This window comes from Caldimonas manganoxidans ATCC BAA-369 (assembly GCF_000381125.1).
Taxonomy (GTDB): Bacteria; Pseudomonadota; Gammaproteobacteria; order Burkholderiales; family Burkholderiaceae_C; genus Caldimonas; species Caldimonas manganoxidans.
This window is the reverse complement of the sequence record NZ_KB905931.1, coordinates 93632-109823: the sequence shown is the minus strand read 5'-3', so window position 1 is coordinate 109823 and position 16192 is coordinate 93632. Positions and strand designations below refer to the sequence as shown.

14 protein-coding genes are annotated in these 16192 nt (G+C 66.3%); 12 read left to right on the top strand and 2 right to left on the bottom strand.

Translation table 11 applies throughout. The features are described 5' to 3' along the window. Window positions 1-7: 7 nt before the first annotated feature. Entirely contained in the window at window positions 8-1717 is a 1710-nt protein-coding gene (locus F615_RS0102550; RefSeq protein ID WP_019559606.1) for a bifunctional protein-serine/threonine kinase/phosphatase, read from the bottom strand. A 170-nt stretch (window positions 1718-1887) separates the two neighbouring features. Between F615_RS0102550 and nirB the strand changes: the two genes are divergently transcribed. Genes nirB through cobA form a run of 5 tightly spaced genes read left to right on the top strand, consistent with a single transcriptional unit; the run spans window position 1888 to window position 9296 of the window. Further along, window positions 1888-4335: a nitrite reductase large subunit NirB gene (gene nirB, locus F615_RS0102545; protein WP_019559605.1), complete on the top strand. Its 2448-nt coding sequence runs from the start codon at window positions 1888-1890 to the stop codon at window positions 4333-4335. Window positions 4336-4355: 20 nt separating this feature from the next. Then, on the top strand, window positions 4356-4712 hold the full coding sequence (gene nirD / locus F615_RS0102540) for a nitrite reductase small subunit NirD (protein WP_019559604.1): 357 nt from the start codon (window positions 4356-4358) through the stop codon (window positions 4710-4712). Continuing rightward, window positions 4709-7516: a nitrate reductase gene (locus tag F615_RS0102535; protein ID WP_026329963.1), complete on the top strand. Its 2808-nt coding sequence runs from the start codon at window positions 4709-4711 to the stop codon at window positions 7514-7516. The genes nirD and F615_RS0102535 overlap by 4 nt, the downstream gene beginning before the upstream one ends. Window positions 7517-7558: 42 nt before the next feature. Continuing rightward, window positions 7559-8509 (top strand): DNA-binding protein YbiB, encoded by a 951-nt coding sequence (ybiB, locus tag F615_RS0102530; RefSeq protein WP_019559602.1) that lies wholly within the window; start codon window positions 7559-7561, stop codon window positions 8507-8509. Continuing rightward, the gene (gene cobA, locus F615_RS0102525; protein ID WP_019559601.1) at window positions 8493-9296 is read left to right on the top strand and encodes a uroporphyrinogen-III C-methyltransferase; all 804 of its coding nucleotides are present in this window, start codon (window positions 8493-8495) and stop codon (window positions 9294-9296) included. The genes ybiB and cobA overlap by 17 nt, the downstream gene beginning before the upstream one ends. On the opposite strand, the gene rhtB is transcribed toward cobA, so the two are convergent. Further along, window positions 9277-9906, bottom strand: a complete 630-nt coding sequence (gene rhtB, locus F615_RS0102520; protein ID WP_019559600.1) for a homoserine/homoserine lactone efflux protein — start codon at window positions 9904-9906, stop codon at window positions 9277-9279. The genes cobA and rhtB overlap by 20 nt on opposite strands. 106 nt (window positions 9907-10012) lie before the next feature. Between rhtB and F615_RS0102515 the strand changes: the two genes are divergently transcribed. From F615_RS0102515 to F615_RS0102485, 7 genes are all read left to right on the top strand, one after another. After that, window positions 10013-10735 (top strand): methyl-accepting chemotaxis protein, encoded by a 723-nt coding sequence (locus tag F615_RS0102515; protein ID WP_051090170.1) that lies wholly within the window; start codon window positions 10013-10015, stop codon window positions 10733-10735. Beyond that, window positions 10722-11930, top strand: a complete 1209-nt coding sequence (locus F615_RS0102510) for a BaiN/RdsA family NAD(P)/FAD-dependent oxidoreductase (protein WP_019559598.1) — start codon at window positions 10722-10724, stop codon at window positions 11928-11930. Before F615_RS0102515 ends, F615_RS0102510 begins: the two co-directional genes overlap by 14 nt. 203 nt (window positions 11931-12133) lie before the next feature. After that, on the top strand, window positions 12134-12346 hold the full coding sequence (gene rpsU, locus F615_RS0102505) for a 30S ribosomal protein S21 (RefSeq protein ID WP_019559597.1): 213 nt from the start codon (window positions 12134-12136) through the stop codon (window positions 12344-12346). Window positions 12347-12471: 125 nt separating this feature from the next. Further along, window positions 12472-12918, top strand: a complete 447-nt coding sequence (locus F615_RS0102500; RefSeq protein ID WP_019559596.1) for a GatB/YqeY domain-containing protein — start codon at window positions 12472-12474, stop codon at window positions 12916-12918. Window positions 12919-12943: 25 nt separating this feature from the next. Then, the gene (locus F615_RS0102495) at window positions 12944-13288 is read left to right on the top strand and encodes a protein tyrosine phosphatase family protein (RefSeq protein WP_019559595.1); all 345 of its coding nucleotides are present in this window, start codon (window positions 12944-12946) and stop codon (window positions 13286-13288) included. 293 nt (window positions 13289-13581) lie between these two features. Further along, window positions 13582-14196 (top strand): TRAP transporter small permease subunit, encoded by a 615-nt coding sequence (locus tag F615_RS0102490; protein ID WP_019559594.1) that lies wholly within the window; start codon window positions 13582-13584, stop codon window positions 14194-14196. Next, complete coding sequence (locus tag F615_RS0102485; protein WP_019559593.1) at window positions 14193-16001, top strand: TRAP transporter large permease; 1809 nt, start codon at window positions 14193-14195, stop codon at window positions 15999-16001. The genes F615_RS0102490 and F615_RS0102485 overlap by 4 nt, the downstream gene beginning before the upstream one ends. Window positions 16002-16192: the final 191 nt, after the last annotated feature.

Sequence of the window (16192 nt, the reverse complement as noted above, 5' to 3'; positions counted from 1 at the left end):
CACCGCATCAGCGCGGAAGGAACAGCAGCCACAGGATCAGCAGTCCATTGAACAACAGCGAAATGGCCAGCCCGATCTTCCACAGCGCGGCCGGATCACGCATCACCAGCGGCGTGGGCGGCTGTTGCGGCAAAGGCCGTGCGGCCCCGCGCTGCAGCGCCAGCGCGAACTCCTCGGCCGTCTCGAATCGCTGTCGGCGATCGCGCGCCACCGCCTTGAGCACGACACGGTCCAGCCACACCGGCACCTCCGGACGCCACTTCGAGGGCGGAAGGGGATCGTGGCGGAAGCGGGCCAGCTGGTAGGGCTCCACGTCGCCATAAGGCAGGCGGCCCGTGAGGGCCTGGTACAAGGTGACCCCCAGCGCGTAGAGATCGCTGCCCGCATCGGCCGGCAGCGGCTCGTCCGGCAACCACTGCTCGGGATTGATGTAGCTGGGCGTGCCCGCGTGCAGACTGCGGGCGGCTTCAGGCTCGCGTCCAGACACGGCCACCCCCAAGTCGAGCAAACGCCAGCGACCATCCTCGCCCCGGTGCACATGGGCCGGCTTGACGTCGCGATGGATCACCCCATGCCGATGCAATCGCCCCAAAGCCCCCAGCACTGCGAGGCCGGCTTCGACCACCTCGGACACCCCCAAGGGCTGCCCCCGGGCCATGAGCTGCTCCAGGGTGTGACCGCCGTGCCAGTCGTACACCACGTAAAAGGCGCTGGGATCGACCACCTCGTGCACACGCACCAAGCCGCCGCCGGGCTCGTTGGCCACTCGGCTGCCCAGCCAGGCCTCGTGCGCCAGCATCGCGCGCTCTTGGGGGTCGCTCGCCCGGGCCTCATGCAGCGTCTTGATCACCACCAAGGCCTGGGTACGGGAATCACGCGCCTGGTACAGACGATGCACTCCATTGTCGGCCAGGACCGCCGTGACCGTGTAGCCGTCCAGCTTGTCGCCCACCCGCAGCCGTGGCGGCACCGGAAGTTGACGGCCGCGCAACAACAAGTCCTCCAATCGACCCGTGGCCAGACCGGCCACGCGAATCACCAGCGCGGTCGCATTGTCGCGGCTGCCAGCGGCCAAGGCCGCACGCACCAGCGCCTCGCTGGCCTCCTGCGCCGAGCCCTGCAACGCCAAGGCCGCCAGCTCACGCCGGCGCAGCACCCCATGCACACCATCGCTCGTGAGGACGAACACGTCGCCGCGATGCAACTCGCCCTGGCTGTAATCGACCCGCACATGATCGTCCAAACCGATCGCACGCGACAGTGGGTGATGCCAGCCCTGCGGGTCGACGCTGTGATCCTGCGTGAGCTGGATGCACTCACCATCGCGCAGCAACCAGGCCCTCGAATCACCCACATGGGCCAAGGTATAGCTGTGCCCTCGCAGCACCAATGCGGTGAGCGTGCACATCGCCGCTCCCTGCGAACTGCCGCGCCGATTGTGCGCCGCCAGCCAAGCATTGTGCGCACCGATGAGCCGATCCAACGCGACCGTGGTGTCCCAGGTCTCGGGCACGGCGTGGAAATCCTGCACCAGGCTCATCACCGTGGTCTGCGCCGCCAGCAAGCCTTGACCGCCGCTGGCCACACCATCGGCCACCGCCGCGATCAAGCCCCGTGCTTCCTCGCTGCGGGCCGGCCGCACCACCGCGGCGAAATCCTCGTTGCGCTCGCGCGCTCCGCGCTGGCTGGCATGACCGATGTCGACGTCGAAACTCATGAAGGCTCGGGCATTCGGGGATCAAAGACGAACGGCTCGGCACTGTGTCGGAAAGCACGGCCTCATGCAAGCCCCACGGCGGTGCGTCACGTTGGAGGCTCCGCACGCCGACATGGCACCCCGCTTGCGATTTCTTCTGTGAAGACAGGCTCATCGATGGAGTTCGGGACATGAAAAAAATGAAACTGGTGATGGTGGGCAACGGCATGGCCGGTGTACGCACCCTGGAAGAGCTGCTGAAGATCGCGCCCGATCTCTACGAGATCACCGTCTTCGGCGCCGAGCCCTATCCCAACTACAACCGCATCCTGCTCAGCCCCGTGCTGGCGGGCGAGCAGACGCTGGACGAAATCATCCTCAATCCCCTGTCGTGGTACGAGGACAACGGCATCACCCTGCATCTGGGCAAGAAGGTGGCGCAGGTCGATCGCAGCCGCCGCATCGTGCGTGCCGAAGACGGCACCGAAACGGCCTACGACCGCCTACTGCTGGCCACCGGTTCCCATCCCTTCATCCTGCCCGTGCCAGGCCGCGAGCTCGCCGGCGTGATCGCCTACCGCGACATTGCCGACACGAACACGATGATCGAGGCGGCCAAGAAGTACCGCCATGCGGTGGTCATCGGCGGCGGTCTGCTGGGACTGGAGGCGGCCAACGGCCTGATGCTGCGCGGCATGCAAGTCAGCGTGGTGCACCTCGCCGAGTGGTTGATGGAGCGCCAGCTCGACGCCGTCGCCGGCAAGATGCTGCAAAAATCCCTGGAGGAACGCGGACTCAAGTTCTTTCTGAAAGCGCAGACCCAGGCCCTGATCGGCGGCCCGGATGGGCGCGTCATGGCCGTGCAGCTCAAAGATGGCACGGAAATTCCAGCCGACCTCGTGGTGATGGCCGCGGGCATTCGACCCAACACCGATCTGGCCGAGCGCATGGGCCTGCTGTGCCAGCGCGGCATCGTCGTCACCGACACCATGCAGACCGTCACCGACCCGCGCATCTACGCGGTGGGCGAGTGTGCGTCCCATCGCGGCGTGGCCTATGGTCTGGTGGCCCCGTTGTTCGAACAGGCCAAGGTGTGCGCCACGCATTTGGGGCAGTTCGGCATCGGACGCTACCAGGGATCACAGGTCTCCACCAAGCTCAAGGTCACGGGCATCGACCTGTTCTCGGCAGGCGACTTCATGGGCGGCGAAGCCACTGAGGACATCGTCCTGCACGACCCCTACGGCGGGGTCTATAAAAAGCTCGTGATCAAGGACGACAAGCTGGTGGGCGCGTGCCTTTACGGCGATACGGTGGACGGCGCCTGGTACTTCAAACTGCTGCGCGAGGGGCGTGCGATCCACGACATTCGCGACCGGCTCATGTTCGGCGAATCGAACATCGGCGACACCGGCCACGAAGGTCACAACAAGGCCGCGGCCATGGCCGACGCCGATGAAGTCTGTGGCTGCAACGGCGTCACCAAGGGCACGATATGCAAAGCCATCAAAGAAAAAGGCTTGTTCACCCTGGAGGAGGTGCGCAAACACACCAAGGCCAGCGCCTCTTGCGGATCGTGCACCGGCTTGGTCGAGCAGTTGTTGATGTTCGTCGCAGGCGGCGATTACTCGGCCACCCCGAAGAAGAAGGCCATCTGCGGCTGCACCGATCACAGCCACGAGGAAGTGCGCCAAGCCATCCGCACCCCACTGCCCGATGGCACCAAGCTGCTCACCATCGAGGCCGTGATGCGCCACCTGAACTGGCGCACGCCCAATGGCTGCGCCACGTGCCGACCGGCCCTGAATTACTACCTCATTTCCACCTGGCCCAAAGAGGCCCAGGACGACCCGCAATCGCGCTTCATCAACGAACGCAGCCACGCCAACATTCAGAAAGACGGGACGTATTCGGTGGTGCCGCGCATGTGGGGTGGCGAGACCTCCGCCGCTGAGCTGCGCCGCATCGCCGACGTGGTGGACAAGTACCAGATCCCCACCGTCAAGGTCACCGGAGGTCAACGCATCGACTTGCTCGGGGTGAAGAAGGAAGACTTGCCCAAGGTCTGGCGCGACCTGGGCATGCCCTCGGGGCATGCCTATGCCAAGGCGCTGCGCACGGTCAAAACCTGTGTCGGCAGCGAATGGTGCCGCTTCGGCACGCAAAACAGCACCCAAATGGGCAAGGACCTGGAGCGCGCGCTGTGGCGCATGTACGCCCCGCACAAAGTGAAACTGGCCGTCAGTGGATGCCCACGCAACTGCGCCGAAGCCGGCATCAAGGATGTGGGCGTCATTGGCGTGGACTCGGGCTGGGAGATTTATGTGGCCGGCAACGGCGGCATCAAGACCGAAGTGGCGCAGTTCCTCGTGAAGGTGCGCTCGGCCGAGGAAGTGCTGGAATACAGCGGCGCATTCCTGCAGCTCTATCGCGAAGAAGGCTGGTACCTGGAACGCACCTGCCACTACGTGGCCCGCGTGGGACTGGACTACGTCAAAAAACGCATCCTCGACGACGCCGCAGGTCGCCGCGCACTGTGGGAGCGCCTGCAGTTTGCGCTGGACGGCGAACCCGACCCCTGGTTCGAGTTCGACAAGGCCAAGGTCGATCCCCGTCAATTCGAGGCGCTGAGCGTCTGACCCTCTAGGAGACCCGCGACATGACTCAATGGAAAGCCATCTGCCGCGTCGAGGACATTCCGCGGCTGGGCGCGCGCCGCGTGCAACGCCCCGCCGGCGGCGCGGTGGCCATTTTTCGCAATGCCGACGATCAAGTCTTCGCGCTGCTGGACCGCTGCCCACACAAAGGCGGACCGCTCAGTCAGGGCATCGTCTTTGGCACCAGCGTGGCCTGCCCGCTGCACAACTGGACCATCGGCCTGGACGACGGTTGCGCGCGAGAGCCCGATCATGGCTGCACGCCGAGGTTCACGGTCAAGATCGATGACGGCCAGGTCTACCTCGATGTCGAGGAGCTCGACACCCTGGCCCTGGACGAGGTAAAGGCTGCGGCATGACACAGACGCCGGTTCGGCACACGCGCTCGACTTGTCCGTACTGCGGCGTCGGCTGCGGTGTGATCATCGAGTCGCACGATGGGCACATCACGGGCGTGCGCGGTGACCCCGAGCACCCGGCCAACTTCGGGCGGCTGTGCACCAAGGGCAGCACCCTGCACCTGACCGCCAGTGCCCCGTTGATGGCGCACACCCGGCTGCTGCAGCCCATGCGCCGCCAGCGCCGGGATCAGCCCCCACAGGCCATCGGATGGGATGCGGCGCTGGATGATGCGGCCAGCCGCTTTGGCGACATCATCGATCGCCACGGCCCCGATGCGGTCGGCTTCTACATCTCGGGCCAGCTCCTGACCGAGGACTACTACGTCTTCAACAAGCTGGCCAAAGGCCTGATCGGCACCAACAACATCGACACCAACTCGCGGCTGTGCATGAGCAGTGCAGTGGCCGGCTACAAGCTGACGCTGGGCGCCGATGCGCCGCCCAATTGCTACGACGACATCGATCATGCCGATCTCATCTTCATCGTAGGCGCCAACCCGGCGTGGGCGCACCCCATCCTGTTTCGGCGCATCGAGGATGCCAAACGGGCCAACCCCCGGCTGCGCATCATCGTGGCCGACCCGCGGCGCACCGAAACCGCCGAACTGGCCGATCTGTATCTGCCCCTGCTGCCCGGCACCGACGTGGCCCTGTTCCACGGCATGCTGCACGTGCTCATGTGGGAGCAGCTCATCGATGCGGCCTTCATCGCCGCGCACACCCAGGGCTTCGAGGCGTTGCGGCAGCGCGTCCTGGACTTTCCGCCCAAAGACGCGGCACGCATCTGCGGCTTGGAAGTCTCCGCCCTGATCGAAGCGGCCCGCTGGTTCGGCCAAGCGCGCGCGGCACTGTCCTTGTACTGCCAGGGGCTGAATCAAAGCAGCAGCGGCACGGCCAAGAACGCGGCGCTCATCAACCTGCATCTGGCCACGGGTCACATCGGTCGTCCCGGGGCCGGGCCTTTCTCGCTCACGGGCCAGCCCAATGCCATGGGCGGACGCGAGGTCGGCGGCATGGCCAACCTGCTGTCGGCCCACCGCGATCTGGCCAACCCCGAACACCGCGCCGAAGTGGCACGCCTGTGGGGTGTGCCGGATGTGCCGGCCACGCCGGGCAAGACCGCCGTCGAGATGTTCGAGGCCGCCGCCCGCGGCGAAATCAAGGCGCTGTGGATCGCCTGCACCAATCCAGCCCAGTCGATGCCGGATCAGGCCACCGTGCGCACAGCCTTGGCGCGCTGTGAGTTCATCGTGGTGCAGGAAGCCTTCGCCACCACGGCCACCTGCGCCCATGCCGACTTGCTGCTGCCTGCGGCCACTTGGGGCGAGAAAGAAGGCTCGGTCACCAACAGCGAGCGGCGCATCAGCCGCGTGCGTGCCGCCGTTGCTCCCCCGGGCGAAGCCCGCGCCGACTGGCGCATCGTGGTGGACTTCGCGCGTCGGCTCGAAGCCCGCTGGGGCATGCGCCGCCGCGGCGCGGCTGCCACGCTCTTTCCCTACGACGGCCCAGAAGCCATCTGGAACGAACACCGCGAATCCACCCGCGGGCGCGACCTCGACATCACCGGCCTGAGCTATGCACGGCTCGAGGCAGAGGGCCCGCAGCACTGGCCCTGCCCGCAAGGACAACCCCCGCGCGCCCGGCTGTACGAAGACCGGCGCTTTGCCACGCCCGACGGGCGGGCACGCTTTGCCGACGTGCCCTACACCCCCGTGGCCGAGCCGCGCGACGCCCGCTATCCCTTCAGCCTGACCACCGGCCGGCTGCGCGACCAGTGGCATGGCATGAGCCGCACCGGCCTGCTGGGGCGTCTGTTCGGACATGTGAGCGAGCCCGCCGTGCAACTGAATCCCCAGGACATGGCGCGCCGTGGCTTGCAAGACGGCGACCTCGTGCATCTCACGTCCCGACGCGGCTCCATCGTGTTGCCGGTGCAAGGCAGCGAGCAGGTGGGCCTGTCGCAGGCCTTCTTGGCCATGCACTGGGGTGAAGAATTCCTCAGCGGCGCCAGCAGCACCGGCGAGCGCTTGGCCGGCGTCAATGCCCTGACCACCTCGGCCTACTGCCCCAGCTCCAAACAGCCCGAACTCAAGCATACGGCGGTCAAAGTGCTCAAGGCCGAGCTGCCCTGGACGCTGCTGGCGGCCGCCTGGCTGCCAGTGGGCCAGGCCCAGCGCGCCATCGCGGATCTGCGTGCACTGATGCCGCGCTTTGCCTATGCCACCTGCGTGCCCTTCGGGCGCGAGCCCAGCGAGCGCGGCGTGCTGGGCGTGCTCTTGCGTGCAGCGGCCTATGAGCCCCTGGACGATGAAGCCCTCGCGCAGATCGAGCACCGGCTCGGCTTGGCCAGCGCCGAGGTCCTGCGCTATGTGGACCGCCGTCGCGGCCAGCGCCGCACCATGCGCCTGGTGCCCGATGGCCATGGCAACACCCGGCTGGAAGCCTTCTTGCTGGCCGGAGACACCCGCGCGCAGGCCTGGGTGCGCGCCCTGCTGCAAGACGAGGTGCCAGCCCAGGCCTATGGCCGAGCCTTGCTCGCCCCCGGCGGCAAGCCACCGGCTTCCCTGAGCCCACGCAGCCGCCAGGTGTGCACGTGTTTGAACGTCACGGAATCCGACATCGTCGCCACCCTTGCGCACTGCCAAGGCAGCGCCGAAGAACGCCTGGTCCGTTTGCAAGCCGAACGGCGATGCGGGACCCAATGCGGCTCTTGCATGCCCGAGCTGCGACGCCTGGTCCGCGCCAGCCTGCAGGTCGCGTGACAATGGGGGTCTTCTGCGCAACGCACCATCCCTGCACGCCCCATGAGCATCGCCCCCTACATCAAAGAAATCGGCCGCGGCAAGGAAGGCGCTCGCTCCCTCAGCCGTGAGCAAGCCTACGATCTGATGTGCCAGGTGCTCGATGGTCGCATCAGCGATCTCGAACTCGGCGCCTTCGCCATTGCGATGCGCATCAAAGGAGAGTCCGTCGACGAATTGGCCGGCTTCTTGCAGGCCACGCGCGAGCGCTGCCTGCCCATCGCAGCCGGACGCCCTTTGGTCGTGCTGCCGTCCTACAACGGCGCGCGCAAGCTGCCCAACCTCACGGCCCTGCTGGCGCTGATGCTGGCGCGCGCCGGCGTGGCAGTCCTCGTGCACGGCATGCCCGACGACCCCAACCGCGTCACCACCGCCGAGGTGTTCGGCCACCTCGGCTTGGCGCCGGCCGAGGCGCCCAGCGAGCTCCAACAACGCTGGAGCCGCGGCGAGCCGGCCTATATCCGCACCGAACGACTGTGCCCGCCTCTGGCGCGACTGCTCGAGGTGCGCTGGGTCATCGGCCTGCGCAACCCCGGTCACACCGTGGCCAAACTGCTCGACCCCGGGGCGGGTCTGCGCATCGTCAACTACACCCACCCCGAGTATGGACGCCTGCTGACCCAGTTCCTGCAAACCACCGAAGCCCATGCGATGCTGTTGCGCGGCACCGAAGGCGAACCTTATGCCGATCCGCGCCGCACACCACGCATGGACATTTTCATCGCCGGCCAACTCCGCCCTGAGCTGGGCGTTGCGGCTCGCGAAGGCGTGCTGACCGATCTGCCGTCACTGCCGCCACGATGCGATGCGGCCACCACCGCCAGCTACATCGAGGCCGTGATGCGGGGCGAGCAAGCCGTGCCCGCGCCCCTGCAGCAGCAGCTGGAATGCCTTTTGCATGCCGCCGCCTCGATCCCGGACACCAGGACCCCCGCTCATGCCCCGACGGCCTGACCTGCTCAGCCCCGCCCAGCCTCCGCTGGTCACCCTCGTCGGTGCCGGCCCAGGCGACCCGGACTTGCTCACCCTCAAGGCCGTGCGAGCCATCCGGCGCGCCACCGTGCTCCTGGTCGATGACCTGGTCGGCGATGGGGTGCTGCGCTACGCGCGGCGCACGGCGCGCATCGTGCCGGTGGGCAAGCGCGGCGGCTGCCGCTCCACGCCCCAAGACTTCATCGAGCGCATGATGATCACCGAAGCCCGCCGCGGCGAACGGGTGGTGCGGCTCAAAGGCGGCGATCCCTTCGTGTTTGGCCGCGGCGGCGAAGAAGCCGAACACTTGCGCGCCGCCGGATTGCGTGTGGAGGTGATCAACGGCATCACCGCCGGCCTGGCCGCCTGCACGGCCCTGGGCGTGCCGCTGACCCACCGCCAACGAGCACACGGGGTGATTTTCGTCACCGGTCATGCCGGAGACGGGCAGTCCGAGCTCGATTGGGCCCAGCTTGCCGCCACCGCCGCCCAAGGCTTCACCCTGGTGATCTACATGGGGGTGGCCCGGCATCGACAGCTCGCCGATGGCTTGCGCGCCCACCTGCGCCGCGACACCCCGGTGGCCGTGGTGCAGCATGCCACCTTGCCCCAACAACGTCATGCCCTCACCACGCTGGACGCTCTGGCGGCCACCATGCAACGCGAAAGCCTGGGCAGCCCGGCCATCATCATCGTGGGCGACGTATTGCAGGGCTTGGCCGCCCTGCCCCAAGGCAAAGACCTCGGCGTCACAGCGGCTGCCGCTTGAATGCGGCCAGCGCCGCGCCCATGCCCATCAAGACGCCGCCCAAGGTCCGATTGAGCCAGCGCATGGCCCCCGGTGTGCGCAGCAGGCCCTGCAATCGAGCAGCCAATGCTGCATAACCGTGCATCACGATCACATCCACCGTGCACATCGTCAGCGCCAAGATCAGCAACTGCATCCCCAACGGCCGCCCTGGATCGATGAACTGCGGCAGCACGGCCACCATGAAGACGATGCCCTTGGGGTTGGTCGCATTGGTCATGAGCCCGGACAGGAACCGCCGCCGCGCCGACAGCGGTGGCAAGCGCTGCGCCGCGTTCGTGATCGACACCCCCGCGCGCCACTGCTGCAAGCCCAACCACACCAGATACGCCGCGCCGGCCCATTTGACCACGGCAAATGCCGTCTCGGAAGCCAGCAGCAACGCGCCCAAGCCCGCCCCGGCGATCAACAGCACCAGCACCAAGCCCACTTGCAAACCGGCAATGGTCACGCTGGCAGCCCGCACGCCATACGACAGCCCATGGCTCATCGACAACACCGCCCCCGAGCCTGGCGACAAGGCGATCGCCCAACAAGCGAAGAAATAGGCCCACCACACTTCCAGACGCATACCAGTCTCCCGGGACGAACTGCCGATCCCGCTCGATTCTAGGGCTGGCCATGGTGGCCCACCATTTGCATGCCTTCGCTCAGCGATCCGACCCCCATGGCCGCCCATGCCCGACATTTCGACCCCGCTGCCTGCTGCACCCGCACCGTCTACCGCCGCCGAAGGCGGCATGTCCTTGCTGAACCTCGCCGCGCGCCAACGCATGCTGTCGCAGCGCATGGTCTTGCAAACCTTGCGCGCCTGCCGAGGCGACCCCGAGCAACTGGCCGCAGCCTGGCAGACCTTGACCCTGTTCACCGACAGCCAGCGCCGACTCGAGAGCTGCGCAGGCGAACTGCCGCCGCAGGCCGCGCAGCAAATCCAAGCCCTCTACCACGGCCCGCAAGGCGTGGCCCCTCGCATTGCCGCCTTCGTGCAGACCATGCAAGCCACGCTGCGAACCATCGAGCGCCAAGACCCGCACTGCCAAGACGTCTTGCGCCCTGTGCTCGAGCAGATGGATCCGGTGCTGGAAGCGTTGAACGAGGCCACTTCGGTCTTCGACCGCCTGGCCCGTCAGAAGGCCGAAGCCATCATGCGCGAGCTCACCGACATCGTGACCTCCATCCAGACCGTGGCCCGCGAGGCCAAGATCGTCAGCTTCAACGCGCAGGTGATGGCCGCCCGCGCAGGGGTTCATGGCCGCGAGTTCGCCGTGGTGGCCCATGCGCTGTCACGCATCACCGCCGACATCGACGCGCAAGCAATCAAGGCCCTGGCCCTGGTCACCGCCAGCCGTCCCGAGCCTCGATGCCACAGGCCCTACACTGCGCCCCGTGCAAACCTATGACGTGGTGGTGATCGGCGCGGGCGCGGCCGGTCTGTTTTGTGCCGGCCTGGCTGGGCAGGCCGGCTTGCGGGTGCTCGTGATCGATCACGCTGCCAAAGTGGCCGAGAAGATCCGCATCTCGGGCGGCGGTCGTTGCAACTTCACCAACCGCGATGCCGGGCCGGCCAATTTCCTGTCCGACAACCCGCACTTCTGCCGCTCGGCCCTGGCCCGCTACACACCGCAAGACTTCCTCGCGCTGCTACGGCGTCATCGCATCGGCTGGCACGAAAAGCACAAGGGTCAGCTCTTCTGCGACGAATCTTCCGAAGACATCATCCGCCTGCTGTTGCGCGAATGTGCGGCCGGCGGCGTGACGCGCTGGCAACCGTGCCGAGTCCTGGCGGTGCGCCATGGCAGCGCCGGCTTCGAATGCGACACCGAGCACGGCCCCGTGCGCAGCGCTCGGCTGGTGGTGGCCACCGGGGGGCTGTCCATTCCCAAGATCGGCGCCAGCGACTTCGGCTACCGACTGGCCCGTCAATTCGGCCACCGCATCGTCGAGCCCCGACCCGCGTTGGTGCCGCTCACCTTCGATAGCGCCGACTGGGCGCCATTTGCCGCCCTTGCCGGCGTGGCCTTGCCGGTGAGCATTCGCTGTGGGACAGGCCGCGCGCAAGGTCACTTCGAGGAGGACCTGCTCTTCACCCATCGCGGCCTCAGCGGCCCGGCCGTCTTGCAAATCTCCAGCTACTGGAGGCCCGGCCACTCGCTCACGATCGACCTGTGCCCGGGTCTGGATGTGGGGCACACCTTGCGTCAGGCCAAACCCGGCTCGCGCCGGCAGCTGGCCACCGCGCTGGCCGAGCACCTGCCCCAACGCCTGGCCGACGTCTGGCTCCAAGCCCTGGGCTTGGACGGCAGCCGAGCGCTGGCCGACACCCGCGACCGCGACCTCGATGCCGTGGCGCAACGGCTACAGGCTTGGCACGTCCTGCCCAGCGGCACCGAGGGCTATCGCAAAGCCGAAGTCACCGCCGGCGGCGTGGACACCCGTGACCTCAGTTCCCAAAGCCTGGAAAGCCGCCGCGTGCCCGGCCTGCACTTCATCGGCGAGGTGGTGGATGTGACCGGCTGGCTCGGCGGATTCAACTTTCAGTGGGCTTGGTCCAGCGCGGCAGCTTGCGCACGCGCCGTGGCCGCCGCCATGGCATGAGGCCGGTGGCAGCCCGCAGGCCAGGCACGGCCGGCGCACGCCTCCTTTGCAAAGCCCATTCAGAAGGTTATAATTTCAGTCTTTGCTGGCAAACCGTGCGTCTTCGGCCTTGGCCGTACACCAGGGAGCCCAAGGGGTTGATCGAAAAGACTGATCGAGCCCGCTGGGCAAGGCGCCAAGAGATTCAAGGATCCTCATTCTCAATGACTACCATTCGCGTCAAAGAAAACGAGCCGTTCGACGTGGCCCTGCGCCGCTTCAAGCGCACCATCGAAAAGCTGGGCCTGCTGACCGAGCTGCGTGCCCGCGAGTTTTACGAGAAGCCCACGGCCGAGCGCAAGCGCAAGAAAGCAGCGGCCATCAAGCGCCATTTCAAGCGCGTTCGCAGCATGCAGCTGCCCAAGAAGCTTTATTGAATTCCGGCAACGGCCGCGCCCCGCGCCGTCCGGCTTCTCCCGAGCCCGCCTGGGGACGCCCGGCGGGCTTTGTGCTTTCTGGGCCGATCGCGGCATACTTCCCTCTTGCATCCATCCACACTCCCATGAGCCTGAAGGACCGCATCTCCGACGACATGAAGGCCGCCATGCGCGCCAAGGACAGTGAGCGCCTGTCGACCATTCGCATGCTGCTGGCAGCGATGAAGCAAAAAGAAGTCGACGAGCGCATCACCCTGGATGACGCCGGCGTCATCGGCATCGTCGACAAGCTGATCAAGCAGCGCAAAGACGCCGCGGCGCAATATGCCCAGGCCGGGCGCACCGACTTGGCCGACAAAGAAAATGCCGAGATCGCCGTGCTGGAGGCCTATCTGCCCCAGCGCTTGAGCCCCGAGGACATCGCCGCGGAAGTCGCGCGCATCGTGGCCGAAGTGGGGGCCAGCGGTCCAGGCGACATGGGCAAGGTCATGGCCGCAGCCAAGGCGGCCTTGGCCGGCCGGGCAGACATGAGCGTGGTGTCTGCCGTCGTCAAGCAAGCCCTCAGCCGCTGAATCCTCGTCCCAGGAGTCTGTTCCCATGTCGCTGCCCACCCAAAGCATCGCTCCCGACGTGTGCGTCGCCCCGCAGCTGGAGCCCTCGGCCATGGCCGAGGCTGCCGCCGCCGGCTTCAAGAGCGTGATCAACAACCGCCCCGATTTCGAAGGCGGTCCCGAACAGCCCACCAGCGCCCAAATCGAAGCCGCAGCGCGGGCCGCCGGTTTGCAGTACGTCTATCTTCCCGTCCCCTCCACCGGCCAAACCCCCGAGCAAATCGCTCAAGCCGCCCAGGTGCTGGCCACGCTGCCGCGGCCGGTGCTGATGTTCTGTCGATCCGGCGCACGCAGCGCCCGGCTGTACCAAGCCGCCACGGCTGCGGACTGATCCTCACATTCCTCGCCCCGCCCCGGCTCGCCGCCCTCGGGGCTGGCGGGCTGCTGCCGCCTAGGGGTCTTCCCTAGGATTCGCGCAAACACGCTCAGTGTTCAGGCGATATTCAGTTCATGCTCCTTACAGTGCGCGGCGGCACACAGGGCCAGGGCCTTGCCAAACTGTGAACGGCGCGACCTGGCCTTCCTCCCGTGCCATCCTCGGCCTGCTGCGTCCTGGAACGACCTGCCCTGCGCAGGTCCGCCCGGTGTGGTGGGCCCATGCAGTTCCACGTTCTTGGAGACCCCGTGAACACCCTGCTCAGCTTGTCCAGAGCGATCGACTGGATCAACGAACAGATCGGTCGCGTCATCATGTGGCTGGTCTTGGCATCCGTGCTCATCAGCGCGACCAATGCCATCGTGCGCAAGGTTCTCAGCACCAGCTCCAACGCTTGGCTGGAGATCCAGTGGTATCTCTTCGCCGCGGTGTTCATGCTGGGCGTGGGCTATGTGCTTTTGCACAATGCCCATGTACGCATCGATTTCATCTCCTCGCGCTTGTCCAAGCGCACCAATGCCATCATCGACATCTTTGCGATGGTGGTGTTCATCATCCCGCTCAGCGTGATCCTCATCAAGCTGTCGTGGCCCCTGTTCGTCAATGCCTGGCACAGTGGGGAGATGTCCCAGAACGCGGGCGGGCTGGTGCGCTGGCCGGTGTACTTGTTGGTGCCCACCGGCTTTGCCATCCTGCTGGCACAAGCCGTCTCCGAACTCATCAAGCGGGTGGCTTTCCTGACTGGCCATCGCAGCGAGCCCTTCTCCCACATCGAACGCAAAAGCGAGGCCGAACAGCTGGCTGAAGAACTCGCCCAAGAAGCACAAGCTCACGATCATTCCACCGCCAAAGCCCAGTCATGATCGAATTCCTCACCCAGAATTTCGTCCCCATCCTTTTTGCGGGACTGCTGTTCTTCCTGCTGTGCGGGATTCCGGTGGCCTTCGGCCTGGCAGCCACTGGCTTGCTGTTCGGCTTCATCGGCATGGAGTTGGGCCTGTTTGGCGCCAACCTGTTCCAAGCCTTGCCGCTGCGGGTGTTGGGCATCATGCAGAACGACACACTGCTGGCCATCCCGTTCTTCACGCTGATGGGCATCATCCTGGAACGCTCGGGCATGGCCGAAGACCTGCTCGACACCGTCGGCCAGGTGTTCGGCCCGGTGCGAGGCGGCCTGGCCATCGCCGTGATCCTGGTGGGCGCTCTGCTGGCAGCCACCACCGGCGTGGTGGCCGCCGCCGTGATCTCGATGGGCCTGATCTCGCTGCCCATCATGCTGCGCTACGGCTACAACCGCACCATCGCCACCGGCACCATCACGGCCTCGGGCACGCTGGCACAAGCCATCCCGCCGTCGCTGGTGCTGATCGTGATGGCCGACCAGCTCGGCCGCTCGGTGGGCGACATGTATGCCGGCGCGCTGGTGCCAGCGATGCTGCTGGTGGGTTGCTATCTGCTGTTCGTGATCCTGCTGGCGATCTTCCGTCCGAGCTGGGTGCCCGCCTTGCCGCCCGAAGCGCGCATCTACCGTGAGCCCAACGGCAGCAGCGGCCACCGCTCGCTGATCGTGTTGATGCTCGTGTGCGCTGCCGCGGCCGTGGCCTGGTCGCGCATTCACGCCTCGGTGATCAATCCGCTGATCGAGCGCCCCTTCGACACGGCGCCCACCGATGAGGTCTTCATCCTGTCCACCACGGTGGCCTCCCTGCTGGCCTTGCTGCTGGCCCTGCTCAACAAGTTCCTGAAGCTCAACCTGCTGTCCCGCCTGGCGCAGCAGGTCACCTTCGTGCTGATCCCGCCGCTGGTGCTGATCTTCCTGGTGTTGGGCACCATCTTCCTGGGCGTGGCCACCCCCACCGAAGGCGGCGCGATGGGAGCCGTCGGGGCCTTGATCATGGCTGCGTCCCGGCGCCGCCTGAGTTTTGCCATGCTCAAGCAGGCCTTGGACAGCACGGCCCGGCTGTCGGTGTTCGTGCTGTTCATCCTGATCGGCTCGACGGTGTTCAGCTTCACCTTCAATGCGGCCGATGGCCACTTCTGGGTGGAGCACCTGTTCGACAAGTTGCCCGGCGGCCAGCTCGGCTTCCTGATCGTCGTGAACTTCCTCATCTTCGTGCTGGGAATGTTCATCGACTTCTTCGAGATTGCCTTCATCGTGATCCCGATCCTCGCGCCGGTGGCCGAGAAGATGGGGATCGATCTGATCTGGTTCGGCGTGATCATCGCGATGAACCTGCAGACCTCGTTCCTCACCCCACCGTTTGGCTTTGCACTGTTCTACCTGCGCAGCGTGGCCCCGAAGGCCGACTACCTCGACCGCATCACGAACAAGCGCATCCCCGCGGTGAGCACGCCGCAGATCTACAAGGGCTCCATCGCCTTCATCTGCATCCAGCTGTTCATGGTCGGCGTCATCATTGCCTTCCCTGGGCTGGTGACGGGCAACCTCCAACAAGGAGAAAAGCTCAGCACCGAGGAAGTGTTGCAACAACTGCAAATCCCGGTGGAGCCCGATGCCGACACGGATTCAGCCGAAGAAGAGCCTGCGCCCGAGTCCTCGCTGGACCCCGACATCGAACCCGATGCGCAGACCCCGGCCACGGAGCAGGCCGACGAAGATCCGGCCCGTGCGCTGGAGCGCGCGTTGCAGCAACCGCCCGAACGCTGAACTCGTCGCTCAAGCCCCGTCTGCCGTGAAGCCCTGCGCGATGCGCAGGGCTTTTTTCGCCGCAACGCCGGCTCGAGCGGGTCGATCGGGTCGCCGTCAAGCCGTACACAAAACGAAAAACCCGCCGGGCCACTGAGGGCCGGGCGGGCCACTGTTTGTGACGGTTCGGCCACCGGGGTCTTGGCCCGGTG